Annotated in this window: 19 protein-coding genes; 8 read left to right on the forward strand and 11 right to left on the reverse strand. The window is 40.4% G+C overall.

What is annotated here, in order from left to right; genetic code table 11:
* The first annotated feature begins 328 nt into the window (after window positions 1-328).
* The 3 genes from trfA (at window position 329) to umuC (ending at window position 3,271) form a co-directional block, all read left to right on the forward strand.
* Window positions 329-928, forward strand: coding sequence for a plasmid replication initiator TrfA (gene trfA / locus ASG24_RS14495; RefSeq protein WP_082488113.1), 600 nt, complete (start codon window positions 329-331; stop codon window positions 926-928).
* A gap of 602 nt (window positions 929-1,530) precedes the next feature.
* Entirely contained in the window at window positions 1,531-1,983 is a 453-nt protein-coding gene (locus ASG24_RS13280) for a LexA family transcriptional regulator (RefSeq protein WP_055872152.1), read from the forward strand.
* Window positions 1,961-3,271, forward strand: coding sequence for a translesion error-prone DNA polymerase V subunit UmuC (gene umuC, locus ASG24_RS13285; RefSeq protein WP_082488114.1), 1,311 nt, complete (start codon window positions 1,961-1,963; stop codon window positions 3,269-3,271). Before ASG24_RS13280 ends, umuC begins: the two co-directional genes overlap by 23 nt.
* Before the next feature lie 218 nt (window positions 3,272-3,489).
* On the opposite strand, the gene ASG24_RS13290 is transcribed toward umuC, so the two are convergent.
* The 10 genes from ASG24_RS13290 to ASG24_RS13330 all read right to left on the reverse strand — a co-directional run bounded on the left by ASG24_RS13290 (window position 3,490) and on the right by ASG24_RS13330 (window position 9,829).
* Complete coding sequence (locus ASG24_RS13290; RefSeq protein WP_055872153.1) at window positions 3,490-4,149, reverse strand: hypothetical protein; 660 nt, start codon at window positions 4,147-4,149, stop codon at window positions 3,490-3,492.
* A complete protein-coding gene (locus ASG24_RS13295; protein ID WP_055872154.1) occupies window positions 4,149-5,024 on the reverse strand; it encodes a nucleotidyltransferase in 876 nt (291 codons plus the stop codon). Before ASG24_RS13295 ends, ASG24_RS13290 begins: the two co-directional genes overlap by 1 nt.
* Window positions 5,025-5,368: 344 nt before the next feature.
* Window positions 5,369-6,721: a P-type conjugative transfer protein TrbL gene (gene trbL, locus ASG24_RS13300; RefSeq protein ID WP_162241170.1), complete on the reverse strand. Its 1,353-nt coding sequence runs from the start codon at window positions 6,719-6,721 to the stop codon at window positions 5,369-5,371.
* Window positions 6,696-6,917, reverse strand: a complete 222-nt coding sequence (locus ASG24_RS14720) for a hypothetical protein (protein WP_055872156.1) — start codon at window positions 6,915-6,917, stop codon at window positions 6,696-6,698. The genes trbL and ASG24_RS14720 overlap by 26 nt, the downstream gene beginning before the upstream one ends.
* A complete protein-coding gene (gene trbJ, locus ASG24_RS13310; protein ID WP_055872157.1) occupies window positions 6,914-7,633 on the reverse strand; it encodes a P-type conjugative transfer protein TrbJ in 720 nt (239 codons plus the stop codon). Before trbJ ends, ASG24_RS14720 begins: the two co-directional genes overlap by 4 nt.
* Window positions 7,630-7,800: a hypothetical protein gene (locus ASG24_RS14690; protein WP_156376578.1), complete on the reverse strand. Its 171-nt coding sequence runs from the start codon at window positions 7,798-7,800 to the stop codon at window positions 7,630-7,632. The genes trbJ and ASG24_RS14690 overlap by 4 nt, the downstream gene beginning before the upstream one ends.
* Window positions 7,801-7,813: 13 nt before the next feature.
* Window positions 7,814-8,002 (reverse strand): hypothetical protein, encoded by a 189-nt coding sequence (locus ASG24_RS13315; protein WP_055872158.1) that lies wholly within the window; start codon window positions 8,000-8,002, stop codon window positions 7,814-7,816.
* Window positions 8,003-8,065: 63 nt separating this feature from the next.
* Window positions 8,066-8,656 carry a hypothetical protein gene (locus ASG24_RS13320; RefSeq protein WP_055872159.1) on the reverse strand — a complete coding sequence of 197 codons (591 nt, stop codon included), beginning with the start codon at window positions 8,654-8,656 and terminating at the stop codon, window positions 8,066-8,068.
* A gap of 8 nt (window positions 8,657-8,664) precedes the next feature.
* Window positions 8,665-9,375, reverse strand: a complete 711-nt coding sequence (gene stbB / locus ASG24_RS13325; protein ID WP_055872160.1) for a StbB family protein — start codon at window positions 9,373-9,375, stop codon at window positions 8,665-8,667.
* Window positions 9,376-9,385: 10 nt separating this feature from the next.
* The gene (locus ASG24_RS13330; protein WP_055872161.1) at window positions 9,386-9,829 is read right to left on the reverse strand and encodes a hypothetical protein; all 444 of its coding nucleotides are present in this window, start codon (window positions 9,827-9,829) and stop codon (window positions 9,386-9,388) included.
* Window positions 9,830-9,959: 130 nt separating this feature from the next.
* Between ASG24_RS13330 and ASG24_RS13335 the strand changes: the two genes are divergently transcribed.
* From ASG24_RS13335 to ASG24_RS13345, 3 genes are all read left to right on the forward strand, one after another.
* Entirely contained in the window at window positions 9,960-11,075 is a 1,116-nt protein-coding gene (locus ASG24_RS13335) for a hypothetical protein (protein ID WP_055872162.1), read from the forward strand.
* A gap of 191 nt (window positions 11,076-11,266) precedes the next feature.
* Entirely contained in the window at window positions 11,267-13,192 is a 1,926-nt protein-coding gene (locus tag ASG24_RS13340) for an LPD7 domain-containing protein (protein ID WP_055872163.1), read from the forward strand.
* A 5-nt stretch (window positions 13,193-13,197) separates the two neighbouring features.
* Window positions 13,198-13,692: a hypothetical protein gene (locus tag ASG24_RS13345; protein WP_055872164.1), complete on the forward strand. Its 495-nt coding sequence runs from the start codon at window positions 13,198-13,200 to the stop codon at window positions 13,690-13,692.
* A gap of 166 nt (window positions 13,693-13,858) precedes the next feature.
* Here the strand turns inward: ASG24_RS13345 and ASG24_RS13350 are convergent, their stop codons facing one another.
* The gene (locus ASG24_RS13350; protein WP_055872165.1) at window positions 13,859-17,623 is read right to left on the reverse strand and encodes a restriction endonuclease subunit S; all 3,765 of its coding nucleotides are present in this window, start codon (window positions 17,621-17,623) and stop codon (window positions 13,859-13,861) included.
* A 706-nt stretch (window positions 17,624-18,329) separates the two neighbouring features.
* Here ASG24_RS13350 and ASG24_RS13360 point away from each other — a divergent pair.
* Window positions 18,330-18,752 carry a DUF3010 family protein gene (locus ASG24_RS13360; protein WP_055872192.1) on the forward strand — a complete coding sequence of 141 codons (423 nt, stop codon included), beginning with the start codon at window positions 18,330-18,332 and terminating at the stop codon, window positions 18,750-18,752.
* Window positions 18,749-19,846, forward strand: a complete 1,098-nt coding sequence (locus ASG24_RS13365) for a protein kinase (protein WP_055872167.1) — start codon at window positions 18,749-18,751, stop codon at window positions 19,844-19,846. Before ASG24_RS13360 ends, ASG24_RS13365 begins: the two co-directional genes overlap by 4 nt.
* The last annotated feature ends 856 nt before the right edge of the window (window positions 19,847-20,702 follow it).

The following is a 20,702-nucleotide window of genomic DNA, read 5'->3' on the forward strand; positions in this document are numbered from 1 at the left end:
ATAATTAGTGTTTGATAGGACATTTATTGTTGTTTAGCATGACTTCAAGTAGTCGTTAACTAACTATGCGAGGTAATTTATGAACAATGTTGGCACTAAGAACGAGGTTAATGAAGTTCCGGAGTTCGGAATTCAGCAGAGCATAACCCATCCATTAATTTCTAGAGAAAGGTTTGCCGATTTAACGGGATTGCCGCTAGGTGTAGTAGTAGGGTTTATCAATAAAGGTTATTTACCTACATACTCTATCGGAAAATACAGCCTGGTTAATATAGAGCTTCTAAGAAAGCGATGCTTAGAGACTGAGCGTTCTTAAACTATTTCTGCAATGCCAGACAATTCAAATGAAAGAACCAAACCGAATGGTTCTCGCAATGGTGGGCTAAATTACAGCCTTCATGCATTCCCCAACATAGCGAAACAGGCATGTGAGGCAAAGGCATGCAAGGCAATTGGCTGGTCAATAGATGGCAAGAGCTATACGCGTCTACGGGTCTGTCTGGATAGAATGCAAGCTACATCATTGTCTATTTATTCACCACGATTGAAAGAAGGTGTGAGTCTTTCAATGATTCCAATGTTTAAGTGGTGTGACGAAGCGGGTGCAGCATTGACTAAATATCAAGTCAGGATCGCACCAGAGCTGGTAACTCTGTTCGGTGAAATTCACTATACAAGAGTTGAGTGGTCTCAACGTCGTGCGCTACCTGTAGGCGTAGCAACGTGGCTGCATACTTACTATGCAAGTCACGCCCACCCATTTCCTGTAAAGATTGGTACATTGAAGTTTGGTGCAGGAATTGAAACTGAAAGGAAAGCCGATGTTCGAGCAGGGATTGAGAGGGCGTTAATTAAATTAGTGGAAGTCGGTTTTTTGCAATCATGGGAAATTGTTGGAGAGCTAGTCCATGTAAAAAGGAAAAATTAAACACCTTACATATTGGGTTATGACTCACAAATTAAATATTAAGTATTGGGTTTAGACTCACCATGTATTGGGTTATGACTCACTAACTATTGTGTTTAGACTCACTATGAAAAACCAACAAATCCAGATTTAATAAGGCTTACAGACTGAATTTTGAATCAACTAACCGTTTATAACCATTATTTAACCTAACTGCTTGTGGATAACTAAAGACATTGTTTTTTATAGGTGAGACTTTTCGTAACTCGCAATCATGTAGTTTTTAGAGGGTGGATATGCTTACAACTTAGACGAAATCTCCGGAAAAATAGAACTCCTCGCGCCTCTTAAGCCCGATTTCTATCGTTTTTTTAAATTATTTCCACTTGCTCTGTTTGAGAAGTACTCTAAGGTGAGAACTTTCGGATACATGGGTTCTACTGAGAGTGCAAAATGTAGACACTTCTAAAAGAATTTTTCGAATCATGAAGTTATAGACTTTACCAAGATACCATCCACTGCTTTATCCACAGAATTTGTGGAAACGAACAACAAAAAGCATTCTCTCTGAGTCATTTATTTTTATTGTTACAATAAATTTGATTATTGTTACAATAATAGCCATGCAGCAACCTATCCCGATTAGATCCAATCCATCGATCATTCTGATCCCTTTCTTTGAGGGCAAAGTGCGCGCTGGCCAGTCACGTTTTGCGTCGGCTGCACAAGACTATGAAATGAAGGAACTGGATCTTAACGAGCTACTAGTGACCGATCCGCCAGCCACCTTCATGGTTAAAGTAGCTAAAGATGCTGACTCAATGATTGATATTGGTATCTTTCCGGACTCTAAGCTGATTGTAAACAGAGCATTGGGACCGAAAGCCAAGTCTTCCAATATCGTTGTTGCCATTGTAGATGGTGAGTATGTTGTTAAGCGTTTGTACAAACGATTGAAAGTAGTACGCCTATTGTCGGAGAATAAGGCTAAAGAGTATCCACCGATTGAGATTTCTGAAGGCCAGGAACTCATTATCTGGGGTGTGGTGCAGCATGTTATTACTTCCTTCAATTAAACGCGTCCTGCGGCGCGTATTTGCCCTCGCTGACGTTAATTCAATGTATGCCTCCTGTGAAGAAGTATTCCGCCCAGATATCCGTGGTAAACCAGTTGTAGTTTTGTCCAATAACGACGGATGCGTTATTGCACAGAATAAGCTAGCCAAAGAGATACTAGATATCTACATGGCGCGTCCTTTTTTTGAAATCAAAGAAATCGCAGAAAAGCTAGGTACCATTGTTTTCTCATCAAACTATGAACTGTACGCAAATATGAGCAATCGGTTTGCAAAAGTGCTATCCAGATACTCTCCACGCATGGAGAAGTATTCGATTGATGAGGTGTTCCTCGAGATGACTGGCATCCACGTCAATTACACTGACTATGGGCAGAAAATTAAACAAGATGTCGTCGACTCTACCGGCTTACCTATCTGTGTAGGGTTTGGCTACACCAAAACCCTTGCGAAGTTAGCGAATCATTGCGCCAAAAAGCAAGATCAGTGGAATGGTGTGTGTGACTTCACCGTAATGTCTGAAACAGAGATTGATACCATTTTGGCAGCTCTTCCTGTGTCCAAGGTATGGGGCGTGGGTAGAAGGCTTGAAGAAAAGCTAAATAAGCTTGGCGTACTCACAGTGCTTCGCCTGAAAAATGCAGACCCTAAACGGATTCGAGATGAGTTTGGTGTATTGCTTGAGCGTACAGTCAGAGAACTAAATGGCGAAGTTTGGATTGAAATGGAAGATGAGATTCCTGAAGCCAAACAGGTAATGAGTTCTCGATCTTTTGCCAGTCGCGTTTCTTCGATTGAACAGATGCGTGAGGTAATAACTTATCACGCTTCAATGGCCGCTGACCGAATGCGTAAAAAGGATTTATACGCCAATGGTGTGTACGTGTTTATGATGAATAGTCCTTATGACAAAGCAGCACGGCCTACTGATCAGTGGTCGATTGGATTTCCAGCACCTACAAATTCGACCCTGAAAATTAATAAGGCTGCACAGTACATTCTTAACCGAATTTTCCACCCTGGCGTCTATTATCAGAAAGCTGGTGTCATGTTGCTCGATACCGTTCCCGCAGGTGGTTTGCAAACAGATCTCTTCGGTTATTCTCAGCGTGATGAGAAGGCAGACTCTCTGATGGATGTAATGGATAGGATCAATAACAAATACTCAAGGGGCACCATTTGGCTGGCATCTGAAGGTACTGAAGAAAGCAAACAGTGGGCGATGCAACGCAACTTTAAGAGTCCCAATTACACAGGGAGCTGGGATGAGTTGATGTTAGTTAAGTAATAAACTATTACTCTCATTTAGACATGGGAGTGAACAATCCTTATATTGACTCAATCATCCTCTAACCCACGGTGCCGAACCTTAGAGTTTTTTACGACATCACGAGGTATCAGAAACATATTTTCTTGGGTGCAATTCCATCTTTGATTAACTGACGATCACGGGCCTGTTGTTCGCGTTTTATGCGTAGGATTTCTGCTTCATTAAGCTTTATTTTCTTAACGGTTTTCATTTTCAGTCACTGGATGATTCCCAAAGTCATCTGGCAGTTCTTCAAGCAATTCTGCCGAATGAAACTCAAGTTTTATTTCACCTTTTGTTAATCTTTCTGTCCAATATCTGCCTACGAGCTTTAACTCTGGTTTTTCGATTATCTTGAATACTGCCGTTCCATCATGAGGAGTACTTCTATCACTCAAGCTTATTCTAGGTTTACTACAATATGAATATGCAATGTTTTTGATTTGCCGGTCAGGATCGATAATGAAGCCCTCAGAATACGAAGAGCTTTCCATTTCTGCTGTACGCATCATGCAGCTAATGTGGGAGAATGACTGATTTACAGTAAGCATTACTGGTATAGGAGGCGGCTTTTCTCCCGTATTTGGATTTTTCCAATCCGAATATATAAAACCCACCCAGCTACCATTCAAATTGGGGAAAGGTACAAGCCACCCTCTAAATACCTTGAGCTTCCATCCCCATTTGACGAAAATTGCCATTATTAGTAAATCAATAGTCACTACCTTTGGGATAAGCCCAAAGAAGTCTTTAAACTTTGACAAATCCAAATCGCTAAAATACGCGAGAGAAAACCAAGCTATCGCTGATATGCCAACCAGCACATAAAGCGAACTTTTAATAGTTATATTGCGCATTATTTGAATCCACAGTAGTTCCAGGCCGCAATAGCAAATTCGCGACCATCGGCGCGATTCCATTTTTGGCCCGGATGAAAAAGGAAAAAGCATTCATTCACTTCAAGCCAGCGGCCCTCGCTAGGCTCATCTCCTTGGAGATTACTCCAAATATGAGAAAGCATGGCACGTAAGCAATAAGTCCATGTTGAATGTGAAAACACATGATTTGGGCAGTTGTAGGCCAAGCATTCCATAAAGAACGATGGAAGCTCTCGGAATGTTCCATCTGCTGCCATTGCGTTTTCAATTCTCTTCAGTAATCGAACTCCTTTTTTAAACGCATAATTCGTTGCATTATTTTTTGCGATACCATTTTCCAATTGTTGTACAGGATAGTTAACAATGCTGCTGCCATCCTTTTTAAATATTTTGGTTCCATTTCTCGATTCATATTTCATGTCATAGCGAAAGCTAAAACATGGAACTACATCTGCATTCACTCGCGAAATGCTTGAATTTATCTGTATTGCAGTAGAACCCGACGAATCTACTTGCCCAGGAAACTTCGCCACCATTGCAGCTAGAAGTTCAGCCCGCAATTTTGCTGGTGTCCAAATACCTTCGTAGGGATTTCCAGGTTCATGATTGCCTTTCTCTGACTCTTCCCAATATTGTACGTCCGTGCACTCCACAGCGATATCTACGTCACTATCTGAACGCACGTTTGTGTTGTTCGCATAAGAGCCTTTTGCAAAAACATTCAACGAACAATTCTCGAATGGTGTGTGCGTATTTATCGCTTCACGAACCATTCGTTCAGTTCGGTCCTGCTTATCTCTCTCCGAATCACTAGAAGGTCCAGTCCAGCTAGATAGCTTTTCTTCCAAAGTCATTGGTTATCTTTCAAACTGCTAACAGTAATTATAGCGATGATCATTTTACGGCGCTTGAATCTAGCTATTAGGGAAAAGCCAAGGCTCGTTTGAGAGTAACGTCAAAATCCTCTATATCGAACTTTGGATGCCTTTGCTACTTCAGGAGATATCAGAAACATGCTTTCTTGAGTGCGAACTCCTTCTTTGACCAACCGACGTGATTTAGCTTGGCCTTCGCGTTTGATGCGTAGGATCTCTTCCTCCCTAAGTTTCACTGTCTCAACGGTTTTCATAATCAATCATGCTATCAGGAGTTAGATATAAAAAAAACCGCTCAAAAGCGGTTTTTGATTTTCAACCTGTCACTCAGAATTTTTAACTAAATCCCCACCTACAGTCGCCTGATCGTTTGGTATCGCAGACTCAAAGCTTTTCATACTATCCTGTACACGTTCGCTTAATCTTTTTTGTTGCTGTTGTTCTGCAAAACGTTCAATAGCCTTACCTGTATTCTGCCCTTGGGAGCCAGTACCACTGATACTTGCACCTTTGGCATCACCGCCTGGTGAATTTGAAGTGCTTATCGTACTGCCATCACCTTTTGGAGCTGGGCCAGTCGGATCAGGTACTGGTACATTAGATGACATTGGTTCGATCGAGGGGGCACGTAGATTTGATAAACCATTACCCATAGCACCTAAACCTTTATCTAATACCGTACCAACACCATTTGCAGTTGTTTCTGCGGCCTTAGTTCCTAAAGCTGCAGCGCCTGCCATGCCTGCTATAGCTGCTGCAGTAATTTGTAAAGCTTCGCCTGCAGACAAACTAGCCGTTCCAGATAAAGCGTCCGCTGCTATTTTTGGAATTTTCCAGGTAAGCACACCGGTAGCGACAGCGGAAAATGCGACATACCAGAGCGGACTCCAATCAGTCATTGTCCAGTTTGCTGCAGTTTTTGCCCACAACGGAGCAAGCTGTAACGAAATGGAAAGTATCAAATAAAGTATCGTGATCTTCAGGCCAACGGCAATCATAGAGTTGAACGGTTTTGTGGCTATGTCCTTCGTCCATCTTGATCCGCCAAAAGCGAATAAAATTGGAGCAACAGCCATGAGTAAATATGCTTCAACGACAGTCAAAAACATTAAGAGAGCCATGGCGGCAAACGATATCAGGATAATGATGCAAATAAAGGTCATCAAAAGAGCTGGAAAAATATTTTGCAATGCGCCTATTGGCGAGTCAGAGCCAGTTTCTTGAGTAAAAGAAGACACCATCGCGTTTTGAAGTGTGACACCCATATCAAAGATTCTCAGAGGGTCAAGTTCTTTATCAAACCCTGTACCAACAGTGCCAAACATTTTAAATCCATCAACTATGGCAGGTAGCCATTCAGATCCTTTATGTACCAATAATGTGTAGAAAGCGGGGAAAAAGGCGATTTTGAACAGTAAGCCAATAAGCTTCTCAAATGGTTGTTGTTCAAGTACGTGTTTTACAGTTCCCCAGGCAGTCTCTAGCGCTGCTAACCCCCATAAAAGCTTGAGGGCTAGTGAGCTGATGTTGTTAGAAAAAGTGAACGCCACTTTCTTGAATTCGTTTTGTACTTCCATCGGCGTTCCAGTGCTCATTGCCATAGCGATATCTGGCACCATTAGAACGACGATTGCAGCAATTAGGAACCATTTACTTTTTGAGGAAGTCAGGTACACGGCATTCCCCTTCAGTGTGAGTTTCACGATTTTTTGCAAGACAATCCTGATAGGAAAATTTTTGTTCTGTTTGCTCATAGGTCAATACTGTTGAATATTTTTGGTTATAGAAAGAGGCTGGTTTTTGTTCGCTTTCCTTTTCGCAGCCAGTCAGTGCTGCCAAGGTTGCCAAAGTAAGTAATGTCATCTTTTTCATTTAAATTTCCTTGCTGTTTCGTCGTAGCTCTTTACGACATTGTTTTTTTGGTTGAGGAAGGTTTTCAATCCATTGGTCGTATCATCTTTTTGTTGCGCAGCACCTAATAGAAAGGCATTCTGTGCTTGGTTTTGCGCAGTATTAAGCTGCCTGAGTTTGCGCATCTCATCCAGCATTTCAGAAGATACGGCATTACCTATCTGGATCGCTTGCAATTGACCTGCAGGTGTCTGATTCATGGTTCTTAAGGTGTCAGCGGTGGCGGATTCTGTTTCAAAATTACCCATCTGCATACCTGCAGCCATCAGTGCAGATTTGATCGAGTCAGAGGTGGATTGTGACCATTTCTGGTAAGTATCAAAATAATTACCCTGGCGCTTTCCAAATTCTGGGTACTGGTTTTCAAATCTGCGAGTAATGCTGCTTATGTCGTGCCCCAGTGCTTGTCCTTGATTAACAACCTTCATTAAATTGGACAAAAGAGAAGAAGTTTGAGAAAAGGGGGTTGCCGTTGTCAGTCTTGCTGCCTGTGCTCTCATTACTTCTAATTGAGCAATAAGGTTTGAGGTTTGTTGAGTGTATTGTGCAATGTTCTGTGCTTGGCGGGCCATTTCCATAACTTCATTCGTACAGTTCACGCAAAACACTGTATCTGGGTGTGCAGATCCAGCGGACAGAGCCAATACCAAACCGATTGCTTGAGAAGTAAGTTTCATGCTGCACATCCAAGCTTAACTTTTTTGAAATAAGCATTCAAAGCAACTAATACAAGAAAGCCACCAAATCCAACTATTTCATATTTGGTATACCAAACCAGGTACATTGAGGTCGCCGCCCAACCAAAGAGAGCGGATGCAACCAGAGCGCGTGTTTTTCGGTTCATGTTTAACTCCTAATTAATTTTTTGAGATCAAGTTTTTTGGAAGGGGGGGTGTTACAAACATGGGTTCAGGCAAGCCTGCCAATTCTGCATCGGCCATGGCATGCAACTGATCCCAATAAATATTAAGCAAGCGGTTAAGCTTTCGATTTTCAGTTACGAATGGATCGCATTTTTTTAAGAGGGTGATAGAATGGTTTTGCATTTTCTTCTTTCGAGATTATTTGAGAATGTTGGTGAGGCTGCCGTCAGAAAGTAACCTCACCATTTATTTCAGTAGCAGGTAAGCCAAAGTACTCATAAATATGGCTATACCTGTACCTAATAGAGCGCCAATAACGCTATGAAGCATGTGGTTCCACTTGTTTGCTTCAATTTTTTCCGCTTCAGTCTCTACATCTTTTTTCAGTTTTTTGATGCTACTGTTCAAGTTGTTGATCGCGTTATTCATCGCAGTTTCAGACGTGATTTGGATATTTTCAGAAACCAGTCTTAGCTCTTCCAAAATACTCCTAGCATCGTTATTTGCCTGAATCAGAGTAGGCTGCAGCTCATTTTTAATAAGGGTATTTAAAGAGTCTTCGGCTGCTTGGCTAAAGTCTAATTTGGCAATGTCAGCGGCATTTTTTGCAGAAGCCTGCACATACGCCTCGATCCTGCTTACAATATCCTGTGAGCCAGCATTTAACTTGTCTGCAGATAAAGTAATGTTTTTGTGTTCGATTTGTATTAAGGCAATTGCCCCATCAAAAACATTAGGCAGGTCGACTTTTAACTGGTCCATGCGATCAAGCACTTCTTTCACATCACCCAAGACCTCTTGATAGAGAATATCTAGTTTTGTACGGGCGTCAGACATAGCTTTTCCTAAGAGGTCACTGTGAAAAATACTTGATCAAGGTTGCGATTTACGCTCTTGGCCAAGGCTTTCATGAAGTGCATGTCTGCATAATGTGAGGCCATCTTTTTGTCCCCGTCCTTGCCCAGTTGCGTCAGCATTGTTTTGTAGTCATTTGCATCCGCTAGAATTGCTGAGATCGTGACCTTTTTTACTGCAGCCATATCGAACAACTCATTTTCAAAAATTGCTGCCTCTGAAAGAGCAACGCATTTGTTTTCTTTTTTTGTATACGTGAATAGCCGAGCAAATTCTTGTTCTGCGTCCTCTTCAACTCGATTGAATATGAGTTTGATTTTTTCGTTTGGAATACCTAAGCTGGAAAGTGTGTTGATAAACTTAATGGTTTCTGCTTGTTCTTTAGATCCACTAGTCACGGGTACTAAGTACAAATCAATCTCCAAATGGGAGTCTTCTGCTTTGATCATGCCATTCAAAAAAGCTTCAACATTTGATGCGCCTACATCAATGATTGCGTCAGTTAAACTGAGAAGCTTTTTGAACAGATCTTTAAATTTTTCTCCTCTGATCGTTTCTACTTCTAGTCCCAAACCACTCGCAGTTTCATTGATTGATTCGATTGCAAAAACTTCTGCATGTGGCATTCGTGGAGATAATAAATGAGCAGCAATTGTTGTTTTCCCGACAGTGCCTGTGTAGTTCAAAACTGCAATTTTCATTATGATTTTCCTATTCTTCGTAATCGTCTAAATTAATCTCTTGTGATCTGGCTTTCTTTAGATCTGCAGGATTCGAGATCCTTTGGTTTTCGCTTGCTGTAATTTGATTTGTGATGCTATTGACTCGAGCTGCTGAAGTCTCTGGAGCCGGGGCATTTGTAAGGCTCGTATTGTTGAATTGGCTCTCTAATGGATTAACATACTCATTTGTTGATCGCTTATAACCGTTTTCCTTATCTAGATCTCGTAAATAGACCCGGAACAAGTCGACGCTAACTGGTAATCCACGAGAATTGAACCAAGTGACGACATCTTTTGCGGACCAGCCTCCCTCTCTCAACTTACGGTCAATTTCTGAATAGAGTTTTCTCATTTCTCCTTTAATGGTGGTTTTATTAATGTCCCCCGCGTTAGCGAATTCATTCGGATCGATCTCCTTAAGTTTTCTATTCATATTTTTGGCTCAAATGGGTTTATTAATGACTAATGACATGCTAATTAGTATTAAAAGTCCTTTTAATGCATTGAAAATACATTTAAAATAAAATTTAATATATTTATTTGTCCGAATTAAAGGGGTCTAAATGAGTTTTGTCACATTTGATAAATTTGCAAAAACTATTGGATCAGAATGGCTGGAACATATGGATACTGAGCCACCTAGATTGTTCAGAGTTACAGCCTATTTGAGGGGGAATGTAGCAAGCTTGCTACCCGAACATTTCCAAAGGCAGACTTTTTTAAAAAGTGAATTGAAAGCCACATGTGAGTCATTGAGTATCGATTGCAGGATCGCTGTTCAACTTTTGGCACTTCGTAACGCATGGCGGGGCGTATTCGAAAATCATGTAAATTGGAAATTTCAAAATGAAGTTAGTAAAACATCAGTCAGTAAACAAAATGAGGAAGCTGTTTCCGACTATCTAATTCTGAACTCTTCATTTTGGACTAAGCATCCATATATAAATGAGTTAGCTACTTTCTTAAATAGAGAGGAGATTCTTATGAATGCGAAAAGCGAGGAAGCTAGAAAGGGAAACATTGCATATTTTTCTAATCCAGAAGTCATAGCTTCGCTTGCTAAGCAAAGAGAAAAGAATTTACAAGATATTGAGTTTTGTATCGATGAATTTGTATCTGAGAAAAATAACTTTCGATCATCTGAGGAATACGATGTCTGGGATGCACAGGAGGAAATAATTGTAGCTCAGCGCAAAATTGCCGAATTAAAGGTTGAGATTGAAAAGAGGGAAGCCGTAATTCTTCGATCTGAAAAAGTCATTCGGAAATGCAAGATCATCAGTAAGAAAAATGGTGCCGCTAAAGGGAAGGGTAGACCTGTAAATGATGAGTTTAGGGTGAGTATTGGTAAAAGATTCGTTTCAAAATGGGTTCAATCTTTGATGGAGATTCTCCAGGTAAAAAGTTGTCAGAAATTGGAACAGCTAATGAGTCCGCACGCAACGAAATTAGAAACAGATAAAGTTAATGGGGTTCTACAAGAAATTACTGTTCTCTCAAAAGCAACCGAGCGGAATTGGAGGAGATGGCTTAAAGGTGACGCTATACCGAATTACAACACTTTCGTAATATTGATGAATACTAAAATTGAGTTTGGGATGTACAGCGGAAAATTGTTACAAGAGATTGCAACTACTCCTGACCCTAGCAAACTTCAAGCATTATTGAGATTCATTTAAAATGAAATCATTTTATACTGGTAGTTAAGTCTCTAATTATTAACTAATAAGCAACTTATTAGTCACTAGCTTTACACACTTCTACGACCTTCATATAGTTTGCTTACTTTTCTAAAGTAAGCGCGATTCCCCGTTTCTCACTACGTGAGCAAACGACGCGTAAGGGATCATCCAGAGCAAAGGATAACTATATGGCCAGTCGGCATTTCAGCGTTAAACATGGCAAAGTTGGCCAAGGCGGTAAGCATGCTTTATATGTTGCTGGCCAAGGTAAATATGCAGATAAAGATGACGTCATTTATTTGCTTGATGTAAACATGCCCAGTTGGGCACGTGACGGGGCAGACTTCTTTGCTGCAGCCGACAAAATGGAAAGAGCAAATGGCCGAACTTATACTGAGTTCGAATTTGCTATTCCAAGGGAAATAGCAGATCCGATTACTTACGCAAAAGAATTTGCGTACACGACTCTAGGTAATAGTCATCCGTATCGATTGGCAGTTCATGACAAATTGGCCTCTGACGGGGGGCGAAATATACATGCACATTTAATGTTTACAGAACGCCGGTTGGACGGAATTGAGCGTGACGCTAGCAAATTCTTTTTGCGTGCTAATCCCAAAGCTCCAGAAAAGGGAGGTGCTGCTAAAGATCGAAAATGGCATGAAAAGCAGATGGTGAAGGATTTACGCCAGGTGTACTCAGATTTCGCCAAATCCTATGGTGTTGAACTAGATTTAAGAAGTAACATCGAGCAGGGATTGGATGAAGCCGAACCAAAAATTGGGCCAGTGCATGATCGATCAGTGCAGAATAAAAATCGCGCCAATCTAATCATGAAAGTTGAATCGCTCCGGGAGGGGCGTTTTGTCGAGGACGTTGTTAACTCATCTGATAGAAGACTTCAGTTCGATTTACAGAAACAGGCAAAGGAGAGAAGAAAGCAACTTTGGACTAATTTCCATGGACAGCGCAGATCTAATTATTCTAGATTGGCTGATGAATTCAGAGTGACCCAGGTTCACCAGAAAGCAAAACTCGCACTGATTAAATCAACATATCTTACCAAGCGAGAGGCACTAAATAATAACCGCAGTCTGAAATATGGTGAACGTAGAGCAGCTATTTCCATCGCCAATATGGAACGTATCACTCAAGAGCTGAAAATCAAGGCTGGGTTTGAAGCCATACGGCAAGCAATCAAAACAGAGCAAAGCGAGCATTATTTTGAGAAGTATCGCTTTTACCTAGAGAGCCAGTCGCAATTAGGTGATGAGGTCGCTCAGGCAGAATTGGATCGTTTACTCGCCAATAATCGCAAAACACCTAAAGAGCAAAACAGTATTGTGGCTATCCAGGGAGTGTATAAATTTGACCCAGCTAGATTAAACCTCAAATACGAAGTCAGAAAGGGTGGGGAAGTAACCTACAAAATGCATGATATCGACGTCATCAAAGACGTGGGTAAGCGTGTGGATCTGCTTCAAACAGACGATTTAACCATAGAAACTGCTTTGCGATTGGCACAGGCAAAGTTTGGGTTCAAGTTGACGCTGGCAGGTTCCCGCGAGTTTCAGGAGCGTGTTGCACGGATTGCAGTAGAACGAGGCCTTAAAGTTGAGTTTGCAGATCCAGCTATCAATACAATCATGCGGAAACATAAGCAAGAATTGGCTACACAACGCGACATGCGAATCATTGAGAGAAATCTCGGAGATGCAAACAAAAAGCTACAAAAAATAGAATTCCTAAATTCAGCTGCCCAAGAGTTAATCCGGTCGAATGTTGCTAATCTATCTGAAAACAAACAGATGACAACAATGATTGTTAATCATATGAAAGAGAGTTTAGCCGAAGCAGAATTGATAGCCAGAACCAAAGGCTTTGATGTCGTTAAGTCTGGCAGTAACAAGTATAGAGGTAGCGTAATCGAGATAACTTCGCACCATGTAATTCAGAATATTGGTAATGGCAAAGTTGTAGTTCACGAGCTCGCAAAATTTGAGACTAGAGACAATTTACGAAATGGAGCTCTGTACGAATTTAGCTATCAAACATCGATCCCAAAAGCCACACTAATATTGGAGATGGATATTCAGAAACCACGAACAAGGTAGATAAAATGGAAATTAAAAAAGATAGATTGCTACTATTCTTTGATACCGAGTTTACCGACTTTGTTGATATGAGTCTCATCAGTATAGGAATAGTATCAGAACACATGCATGAGTTTTACGCTGAGAATTCAGAATTCAACAAAGCCAGGTGTTGTGATTTTGTGAATTCTGAAGTCTTGCCTAAGCTGAAGGGTGGTGTATGTGCCATGCCTTACAATCATCTCAAAGAAAAGTTACAAATATGGATCTCTGATCTGCTTGAGGACTATTCAACGGTATTGTTAGTTTATGATTATTCTGGCGACTGGGATTTAATGAATGCCTTGTTAAACGACTACCCACAGATAGGCAAGGTCAAAAGTAGAAAAGATGACTTCGAAGCGGGAATAGAGTTGTTTTTTATGCATAACCTAACTAATCAACATCACGCATTATTCGATGCTAAAGCTTTATTTAATGGTTTCAAGGTTAAGTATGCAGGTAAAGACTTAGAATACTAAAAACTAGTGATTAATGCTGGTGTGGCGAAGGGGCGGCTTGTAAAGGAAGTCCATCTTGTTAAGATGAATATGGAAACAGAGAGGGATTCTTAAACTCTCCAAATTGTGCAATTTCAATGAGCATTAGTGCTAAGGATGGTTTTTACTCGATTGGTTGCTTAAATGGCTACTTTAGATACTTTTGCAAAGTCGAATCTATTTGACCAGGAATTTCAGTGAGCTGGTTTTCTAATGTATTAACTTCAATCTCAATAGAAGAGATTTGGTTCTCAATGTCACTAAGACGTTCAAGCTCTGGAAACGATATTTTAATATTCAAAAATGTGTCGGGTTTGATGCGTGGTAAATTAATACCACTCATCAAATTACGAGTTTGTTGAAGCACACCTTGCGATAGCAGAATATATTTTAGTATTTTAGGATTTGCTGTTTTCAAAACCAAAATATCTGTTGAACAAATCCCATCAAAATCGACTGCAGCAACTTTGTTAAGATATGGTCGAAGTTTCCCATAAAGTACATCACCTTTGGTGAAGGTGTTTTTTACAGATAAAATTTCTTTCCCTAAAGACTGTACTTTGCTTATTAACTTGCCAGTATCGCTTTCAATATTTTCCAACCCAATATTGATAAATTTCTCGCCTGGAGATTGAAGAGTATTTATTTTTTCATTTGATATGACGCATAGATCTGAAATCCTGCCCGAACATGAACCTTCAACCAATCTGAAAATTTGTAATTTTAATACTGCCACAGCAGATTCAATTTCTTGCTCTTTTGCTTCAAGTTTAGCTATTTCATTTATAATTTTTTTTTGAATTTCAATTGGAGGTAGTGGAATTTTGTAATCAGATATTAATGACTTAGATATTTCCGGATAAGTCATACCAGAAGCTAAACTAGCTATATTGTTCTTTTGATTTTTTAAAATATAGTACAAATATTCGTGATGAATTTTATTTTCGTCACAAACAAAGTTTTTGTAACCTTGGTTGGTGCAAATTTCGGTTTTTGCTATCGAAATGTCACCAATAGTAGCTCTTGAAGAGAAAATAACAGTATTTATCGGAAGCAAAACTGCGTTGCAACTTTTGACGCCTTCCTTTGTAATTTTCCTTAGCGTTTCATGTACATATTTATGTTTAGTGTCTACCAGTGTGGCCCAGTTTATCTCACCATCCCAGTATGCAGGATTCTTAGTATCGGGTGTTCCGCCATTAAGAATTTGAGTAACATCGCCAAGTTTTACTAAACTCCATTTAGTATCAATTGTTACTTTTTTTTTAATATTTGTAGTAATGGTTTTTTCAAACACTGAGCGATCAAAAGTCAACATGTCAACCAAATCAAAGCGAGTGATATTTTCAGACAATGACTCATCTATTGGTGTCTTAAAGTCACCTAGAAATGCTTGATAAACATAAGTACTCGCCTTTTCAGGGTTATTAAATACTTCTGTATCAAACAATCTGGTGCATTCATCAATAGACTTACCCCGCTGCGTCGGGTGGATGCCTTCATCGCCTCGGCGGTTGCTAAATTCATAACCTAAAAACTGTTTCTCATCGTTCTTCTCACCCGTTTTTATCAACACTATCTTTTGCGGATATGCGAGTACAAAATAAAATAACTTTTCTGTTTCTAACGAAATAACTTTATCCCACCACGCGGACTCATGAGGTTTTTTATCAGATTTCAATTTTAAGTATTCTTGATAAATCTCATGTTGTACCACTGCTTGGCTTGGCTGTCTTTGAAGTAAGGATTGATAGTCGGTATATGTTATTCCGTCCCATACATGCTCAACATATTTGCTTGTGGCTTTTTCAATACCATTGAGCGTTACGTCTTTGCAATCAGCCACAGCTTTGGTGACAGATGCACGGATATTAATGCTGTCATAGTTGTTACGACGGCGCAAAAATAATACAACTGTATTTGTACCCGTTGCCATAAACGTATTGCTACCTAGCTCAGCAATGGCAATAATCTCAAAATACTGCAAAATAATTTCGCGAGTTGCCGTATATATGCCCGAGTTGCTTAAGATGCTGCTTGGTAAAATAACGCCAGCTAATCCGCCATTTTTTAATAACTGCTGCATGCGCTCTATGAATAAACATTCAATTTCACTGCTTTGGTCTGTGAGCTTGTCATAAAGCGTGAAATCAGACTCGGTATAATATTTACGCGCGTTGTTCTTAAAAGCAGAGACAGAGTAGGGTGGGTTCGATACTAGGACATCAAACTGTTTGTTCTCTTTAGGGAAGTCTTTATCGCTCTTTTTTAGCAGGCCTTTGTAATCGATAGCATTAGTGAAGTTTGCCAAACCATCACCATGAATTACTTGCGCAAGGCCATCACCATGCAGGTAGCAACCCACTTTGCCTACTTTAACAAGACGGTAATCTTTCTCTATGCCATAAACATATTGGAATGCCCAGTCAAAATGATCTTCCTTCCAGTTTTTTATCTTTTTGGCAGTGCTTTCGATGAAGTCATCTGGTGCAGTTTTATCAATAATGCGTTGGATTTCATGCATGCTTTCAGTGATGAAGTGACCACTGCCTGCAGCATAATCTATGATCGTAGGTAGTAGACTGTCTTTCTCACCTGCATTCAATTTAGCTTCAACAATCTTATCTAGTGGCAAACTTTTAATAATAAATTGAGCGATAGGCACTGGTGTGAAAAACTGACCAGACTCTTGTTTTAAGCCTGTCGTGAGTAATAACTCAAAAAAGTCGCTGAGGTATTGCTGCTTTTTGGTATACCGAATTTTGAAGCCTTGTAAAAGCTCTACCACCTCTTTGACGACTTTGGCATTTTCATTAAAAGAGTCATCATCAAATACCTCTTTGATTGCAAACTCATTATTTTTCTTGAGGCGAATTTCAGTAAGCTCATTTAAAACTAAGCCACGTACTTTTTCATCCAAGGCAGCATATTTCTTTTCAAATTCAGCATCTGAAATATCAGTAACGTCTTTTTCCAAGAATGCCTTCATGCCCTTTTTATAAAGGTCGGTTAAGCGCTTTTGGAAAGAAATATTATCATCTGGTGGGTAAGATATACCCTCATATTTATAAGGTGTGTAAAACCATTGAAACGCTAACTCATCGCTAGGCTTAGTTGTTTTTTCATCGTAGATTTTACAAAGAAATAAGGTGAATATCTTGTTAAACGCATTTGGTTTATCGCTAACTACGTTGTGACGTAGTATTTCTAAAAACTGATTGAATATAAAACCACTGTCATCTTGTGTGATGTCTTTCAAGTTTTTTGGTGTAAGCGCTTTGCTTTGGAAGTCGTATGGTTTGACCCAGTTATCAAATACACCATTGTTTTTGCTAAGCTTGCTCCAGCGATCGTGAAAGTCCTTAACATTACTGGTTTCGCGATAGTCCTCTTCAATTTTTATAATTTCATTGCGGTAGATGAGCACATTCTTATTGTTAAGTTCAGATGCGTATAGCATTAAAACGTCCGCATGCTTATCTTGCTGGAAGTAGGTGAATAATTGACCACCACTAACTAGAATTTTTTTGAATTCTTTATCAAATTCTGAACCATAAGTTTTGCATTCAATCATCATGTAGGCTGAGCCATCATCATGAGTAACAAAAATATCCAGTCTGCCACTTGTTCCATGGCCAGTTGCCCACGTTTTTTCAAGTTTAATGTTCTTAGGTTGATAACCTTTTTCTAACAAACGGTTAACGCATTCTAAAATTACCCAATTCTCTGCTTGGGAAAAATTTTGCGTAGTTTTGTTTTCACAAACGACTAAATCGCCATAGTTTATTTTTTCTTGAGTAAAATCTACCTCAATAACATAGCCACCTGCACTGGAATATTTTTTGTAAAATATACCAGTAACGTTTTCTTTAGGAGTAAATCCAAGATGTTGTAATAATGTTCTATGTTGCATTAAGTTTTGCTTATAAACTATTGATAATTAAAGGGTGGTGGCTTTTGCTCGCAACCTCCCTATCGTAGCGTGATTGTGGGCTAGAGTTGAGGCCTCGTCAATATAAAAGGTGAGTATTTACGCGCTTTTAAGCACCATCGGCATCCACAATCGGGGTTACGTGTCGCCGAATTCTCCACTCCATATTTTTGGAAGAATTAGGTTCTCGGGGTACCCGATTTTTCACCAAAGCTATTATAGTTGCTAAACCCTAACCCATCAGTCAGGCGGATCGGGGAAAATGAGCTCTGAAACAACAATTTTTCAATAACGAGGATTGAGCCACCATTGTCGCTAACCCCCTACTTCAACCGTTAGGTGTTTACTTTATGAGCTTTTCTTATCAAGACAAATGGCAACAACTTGCCTCTGGCATTGTTTCATCAATGTCATCGTCTGGCGCTCTTGCGTCACACGTCGACACATGGCTAACACCGATAGACCCCATGAAAACCACTAAAGACCTAATCGCAGAAATTCGTCTCGAGTACAGTTTAAATATTGCTACAGAAACTAGCTTTGATTCGAATAGGAAAAATCAAGCAATAGTTGTAGAAATTAAAACTAGATTTGTAGAGAAATAGTATGCTAATCATCCTAACCCATCATTCAAGCGGGACGCCTAACAGCGCCGCTTAATTCAAACGTTATGCCTTTCGGAGCGCCCATGAAGATTTGCGGAATTGAAATTAAAGGTAGCGAGGCTCTAATTGCCGTAGCCGAACTTAATGGAGACGAAATTTCACACGTCGAACTTGAAACGAAACGAGTGGCTTTGCAGGATGACGAAGACGCTGACCATATAAGGTCATTTAGTGCGTTGATAAATGGTCTAGTTCGTGACAACGGAATTCACTCAATAGCTATAAAGAAACGCAACAAGAAAGGGGAGTTCGCTGGCGGTCCCGTCACATTCAAGATTGAGGGAATCATTCAGCTTACTAGTAACTGCTCAGTTAAGCTGATCTCTCCGCCAACAATTAGCGCCACAAAAAAGAGCCACGGCTTTGCCATTCCAGACTCACTAAATAAATACCAGCACGAGGCTTTCTTAACTGCTTGTACGATGATCGTAAAGTTCGCGAAATGACCAGCTTGTATATAAATGGCGTTAGTGCTCCAGCAGAAATTAAGGCCGCATTACAAAATTTATCCAAGAGCATCCACTTCACGAAGGAAGACGCCAAAGCAGCAAATGGCTACGTCTTTTTTGGTGTGAATAAAATCACAAATAAATCGGTGGCTGTTAAATTTTATTACTGGGGAGGGAAGGCAGAATTCCACGCAGAACCAAATCAACTTGCATCAATTGAATCCGAGTTTGTGTTGTCGATTCAAGACGCAGGCCTTATCGATGGCACTTGGGCCTATTTTCAAACGGCGGCCTGCACCAACGGAGACCTGGACGATATTCTTGAACAAACGTCGATCGGCAATCTCGAAGCCATCGACTTCACATATCAGATTCTGGATGGCATAAGCCATCTTCATGCTAAGCGTTTTTTGCACCGCGATCTAAAGCCATCAAATATCTACGTAACAGAGCACTATAAAGCGGTCATTGGCGACTTCGGATCGGTAAAGCGTTTACCTGAAGGCCGCTCTGTAATACCCGCATCGAGTCATTCACTTCTTTACCGTCCACCAGAGACGATAAGCGGCAATGTTTACGGCATAACCGGAGATATTTACCAAGCGGGTATGATGTTGTACCAACTCCTTGGCGGCTACCTTCCGTACGATGGAATGGCTTGGTTATCTAAGAAAGAGCTTTTGCAGTTTCAGGCTCTCGGTACGCCTGCTGACGGAGATGCGTTCGTTGATCAGTGCATAAAGGGGCGAATTTGTTCCGGGAGGCTCTTGGACTTTTCTGCGCTGCCGCCTTGGGTCCCTAATAGCGTTATTAAAATTATTAAGAAAGCGTGCCATCTGGACTCGGCGAAGCGATTCCAGACAGCGTCTTCGTTCATGGCAAAGCTGCACGAAGTTCGCCCTGATGTACTTGATTGGAAAATTGAGGGCGGCTGTCCAGTCTTGCGTGGAACACCAAGCTACAGAATTGTCGAAGATGGAGATCATCTTCGTGTTCATAAGAGTAGTGGGACCACCACCTGGAGAAATGACAATAGTTTTACCTCAACTGAATTAAGCGAGCTTGTAGGAGAAATCTCTGCCAAGGCATAACCAATCATTCCACCGGACCTTGCTCATAAAGCCGCACAAGACCGGTGAATTCAAACGTTAGATGTCTTAGTCGTTATCTAGACCAACTCGTACGAAGGAACAACAAAAGTTCAACGCTATAGTTAGATGATAAATCTACTTAGTTGTGTAACGTAATCTAAGTGTATGTATTATTGCGTAATGAATAGCATAGTGCCTCAACAATGTGGACTCATATCCGTTGGTGCTGTGTTCGACTCACAGAGGGGTCACCAAAAATTGCTGTAAATCAAAGGGTTACGTTAATTCGTAGCCCTTTGTTTTTTGTCATCTATGCAAAAGGCTTAACCGAGGATCTGTAATCACTATTGTCCAGCCCATATTTATTGGACTATCCACAGTTTTGTAGACACCTAGCCTTGTTTGTTTACCTGATCCATTAGACGCGGTGGGGTAGGTGGATTTTGACCCCATAAATGTAGCTCCTAAACAGGGGGTGAAAATGATGAAGCTTACCTAAATTAAAAGTGGTTGCGTCCGCAATTGCTCTTAATTACTATACGGACAGGTTTCCTTCTAAACATAAGAAGTAATTGGAACGACGCATGAGAGTTGCCCTTTTAAGAATATTATTATGCGGACAGATGCGTCCGGTTAATAACTGTTGAGCATCACATATTTTATGAGCACATTCGTTCGAAACTTCACTATTGTTCTGACCGCACTAAGTATGAGCGCCGGAATTTTCGCTGAGTCACTTTTGTCTTTCTTAAAGGTTGAAATCTCAAGTGTCGCGGAGCTCCGCTGGACGTTGATAATCGGAATGCCAATTCTTCTCTTTGTGTTGTTTATATGGCTCAATCAGCAACATGCCAAC

The organism is Methylophilus sp. Leaf414, assembly GCF_001425425.1.
Taxonomy (GTDB): Bacteria; Pseudomonadota; Gammaproteobacteria; order Burkholderiales; family Methylophilaceae; genus Methylophilus.

Coding starts and splice junctions, on each gene's coding strand:
- stbB (WP_055872160.1), bottom strand. CDS start 9,375: ATGAAAATTGCAGTTTTGAACTACACAGGCACTGTCGGGAAAACAACA.
- ASG24_RS13335 (WP_055872162.1), top strand. CDS start 9,960: ATGAGTTTTGTCACATTTGATAAATTTGCAAAAACTATTGGATCAGAA.
- ASG24_RS13360 (WP_055872192.1), top strand. CDS start 18,330: ATGAAGATTTGCGGAATTGAAATTAAAGGTAGCGAGGCTCTAATTGCC.
- umuC (WP_082488114.1), top strand. CDS start 1,961: ATGTTATTACTTCCTTCAATTAAACGCGTCCTGCGGCGCGTATTTGCC.
- ASG24_RS13330 (WP_055872161.1), bottom strand. CDS start 9,829: ATGAATAGAAAACTTAAGGAGATCGATCCGAATGAATTCGCTAACGCG.
- ASG24_RS13345 (WP_055872164.1), top strand. CDS start 13,198: ATGGAAATTAAAAAAGATAGATTGCTACTATTCTTTGATACCGAGTTT.
- ASG24_RS13280 (WP_055872152.1), top strand. CDS start 1,531: ATGCAGCAACCTATCCCGATTAGATCCAATCCATCGATCATTCTGATC.
- trfA (WP_082488113.1), top strand. CDS start 329: ATGCCAGACAATTCAAATGAAAGAACCAAACCGAATGGTTCTCGCAAT.
- trbJ (WP_055872157.1), bottom strand. CDS start 7,633: ATGAAACTTACTTCTCAAGCAATCGGTTTGGTATTGGCTCTGTCCGCT.
- ASG24_RS13365 (WP_055872167.1), top strand. CDS start 18,749: ATGACCAGCTTGTATATAAATGGCGTTAGTGCTCCAGCAGAAATTAAG.
- ASG24_RS14720 (WP_055872156.1), bottom strand. CDS start 6,917: ATGAAAAAGATGACATTACTTACTTTGGCAACCTTGGCAGCACTGACT.
- ASG24_RS13315 (WP_055872158.1), bottom strand. CDS start 8,002: ATGCAAAACCATTCTATCACCCTCTTAAAAAAATGCGATCCATTCGTA.
- ASG24_RS13350 (WP_055872165.1), bottom strand. CDS start 17,623: ATGCAACATAGAACATTATTACAACATCTTGGATTTACTCCTAAAGAA.
- ASG24_RS13320 (WP_055872159.1), bottom strand. CDS start 8,656: ATGTCTGACGCCCGTACAAAACTAGATATTCTCTATCAAGAGGTCTTG.
- ASG24_RS13340 (WP_055872163.1), top strand. CDS start 11,267: ATGGCCAGTCGGCATTTCAGCGTTAAACATGGCAAAGTTGGCCAAGGC.
- ASG24_RS14690 (WP_156376578.1), bottom strand. CDS start 7,800: ATGAACCGAAAAACACGCGCTCTGGTTGCATCCGCTCTCTTTGGTTGG.
- ASG24_RS13290 (WP_055872153.1), bottom strand. CDS start 4,149: ATGCGCAATATAACTATTAAAAGTTCGCTTTATGTGCTGGTTGGCATA.
- ASG24_RS13295 (WP_055872154.1), bottom strand. CDS start 5,024: ATGACTTTGGAAGAAAAGCTATCTAGCTGGACTGGACCTTCTAGTGAT.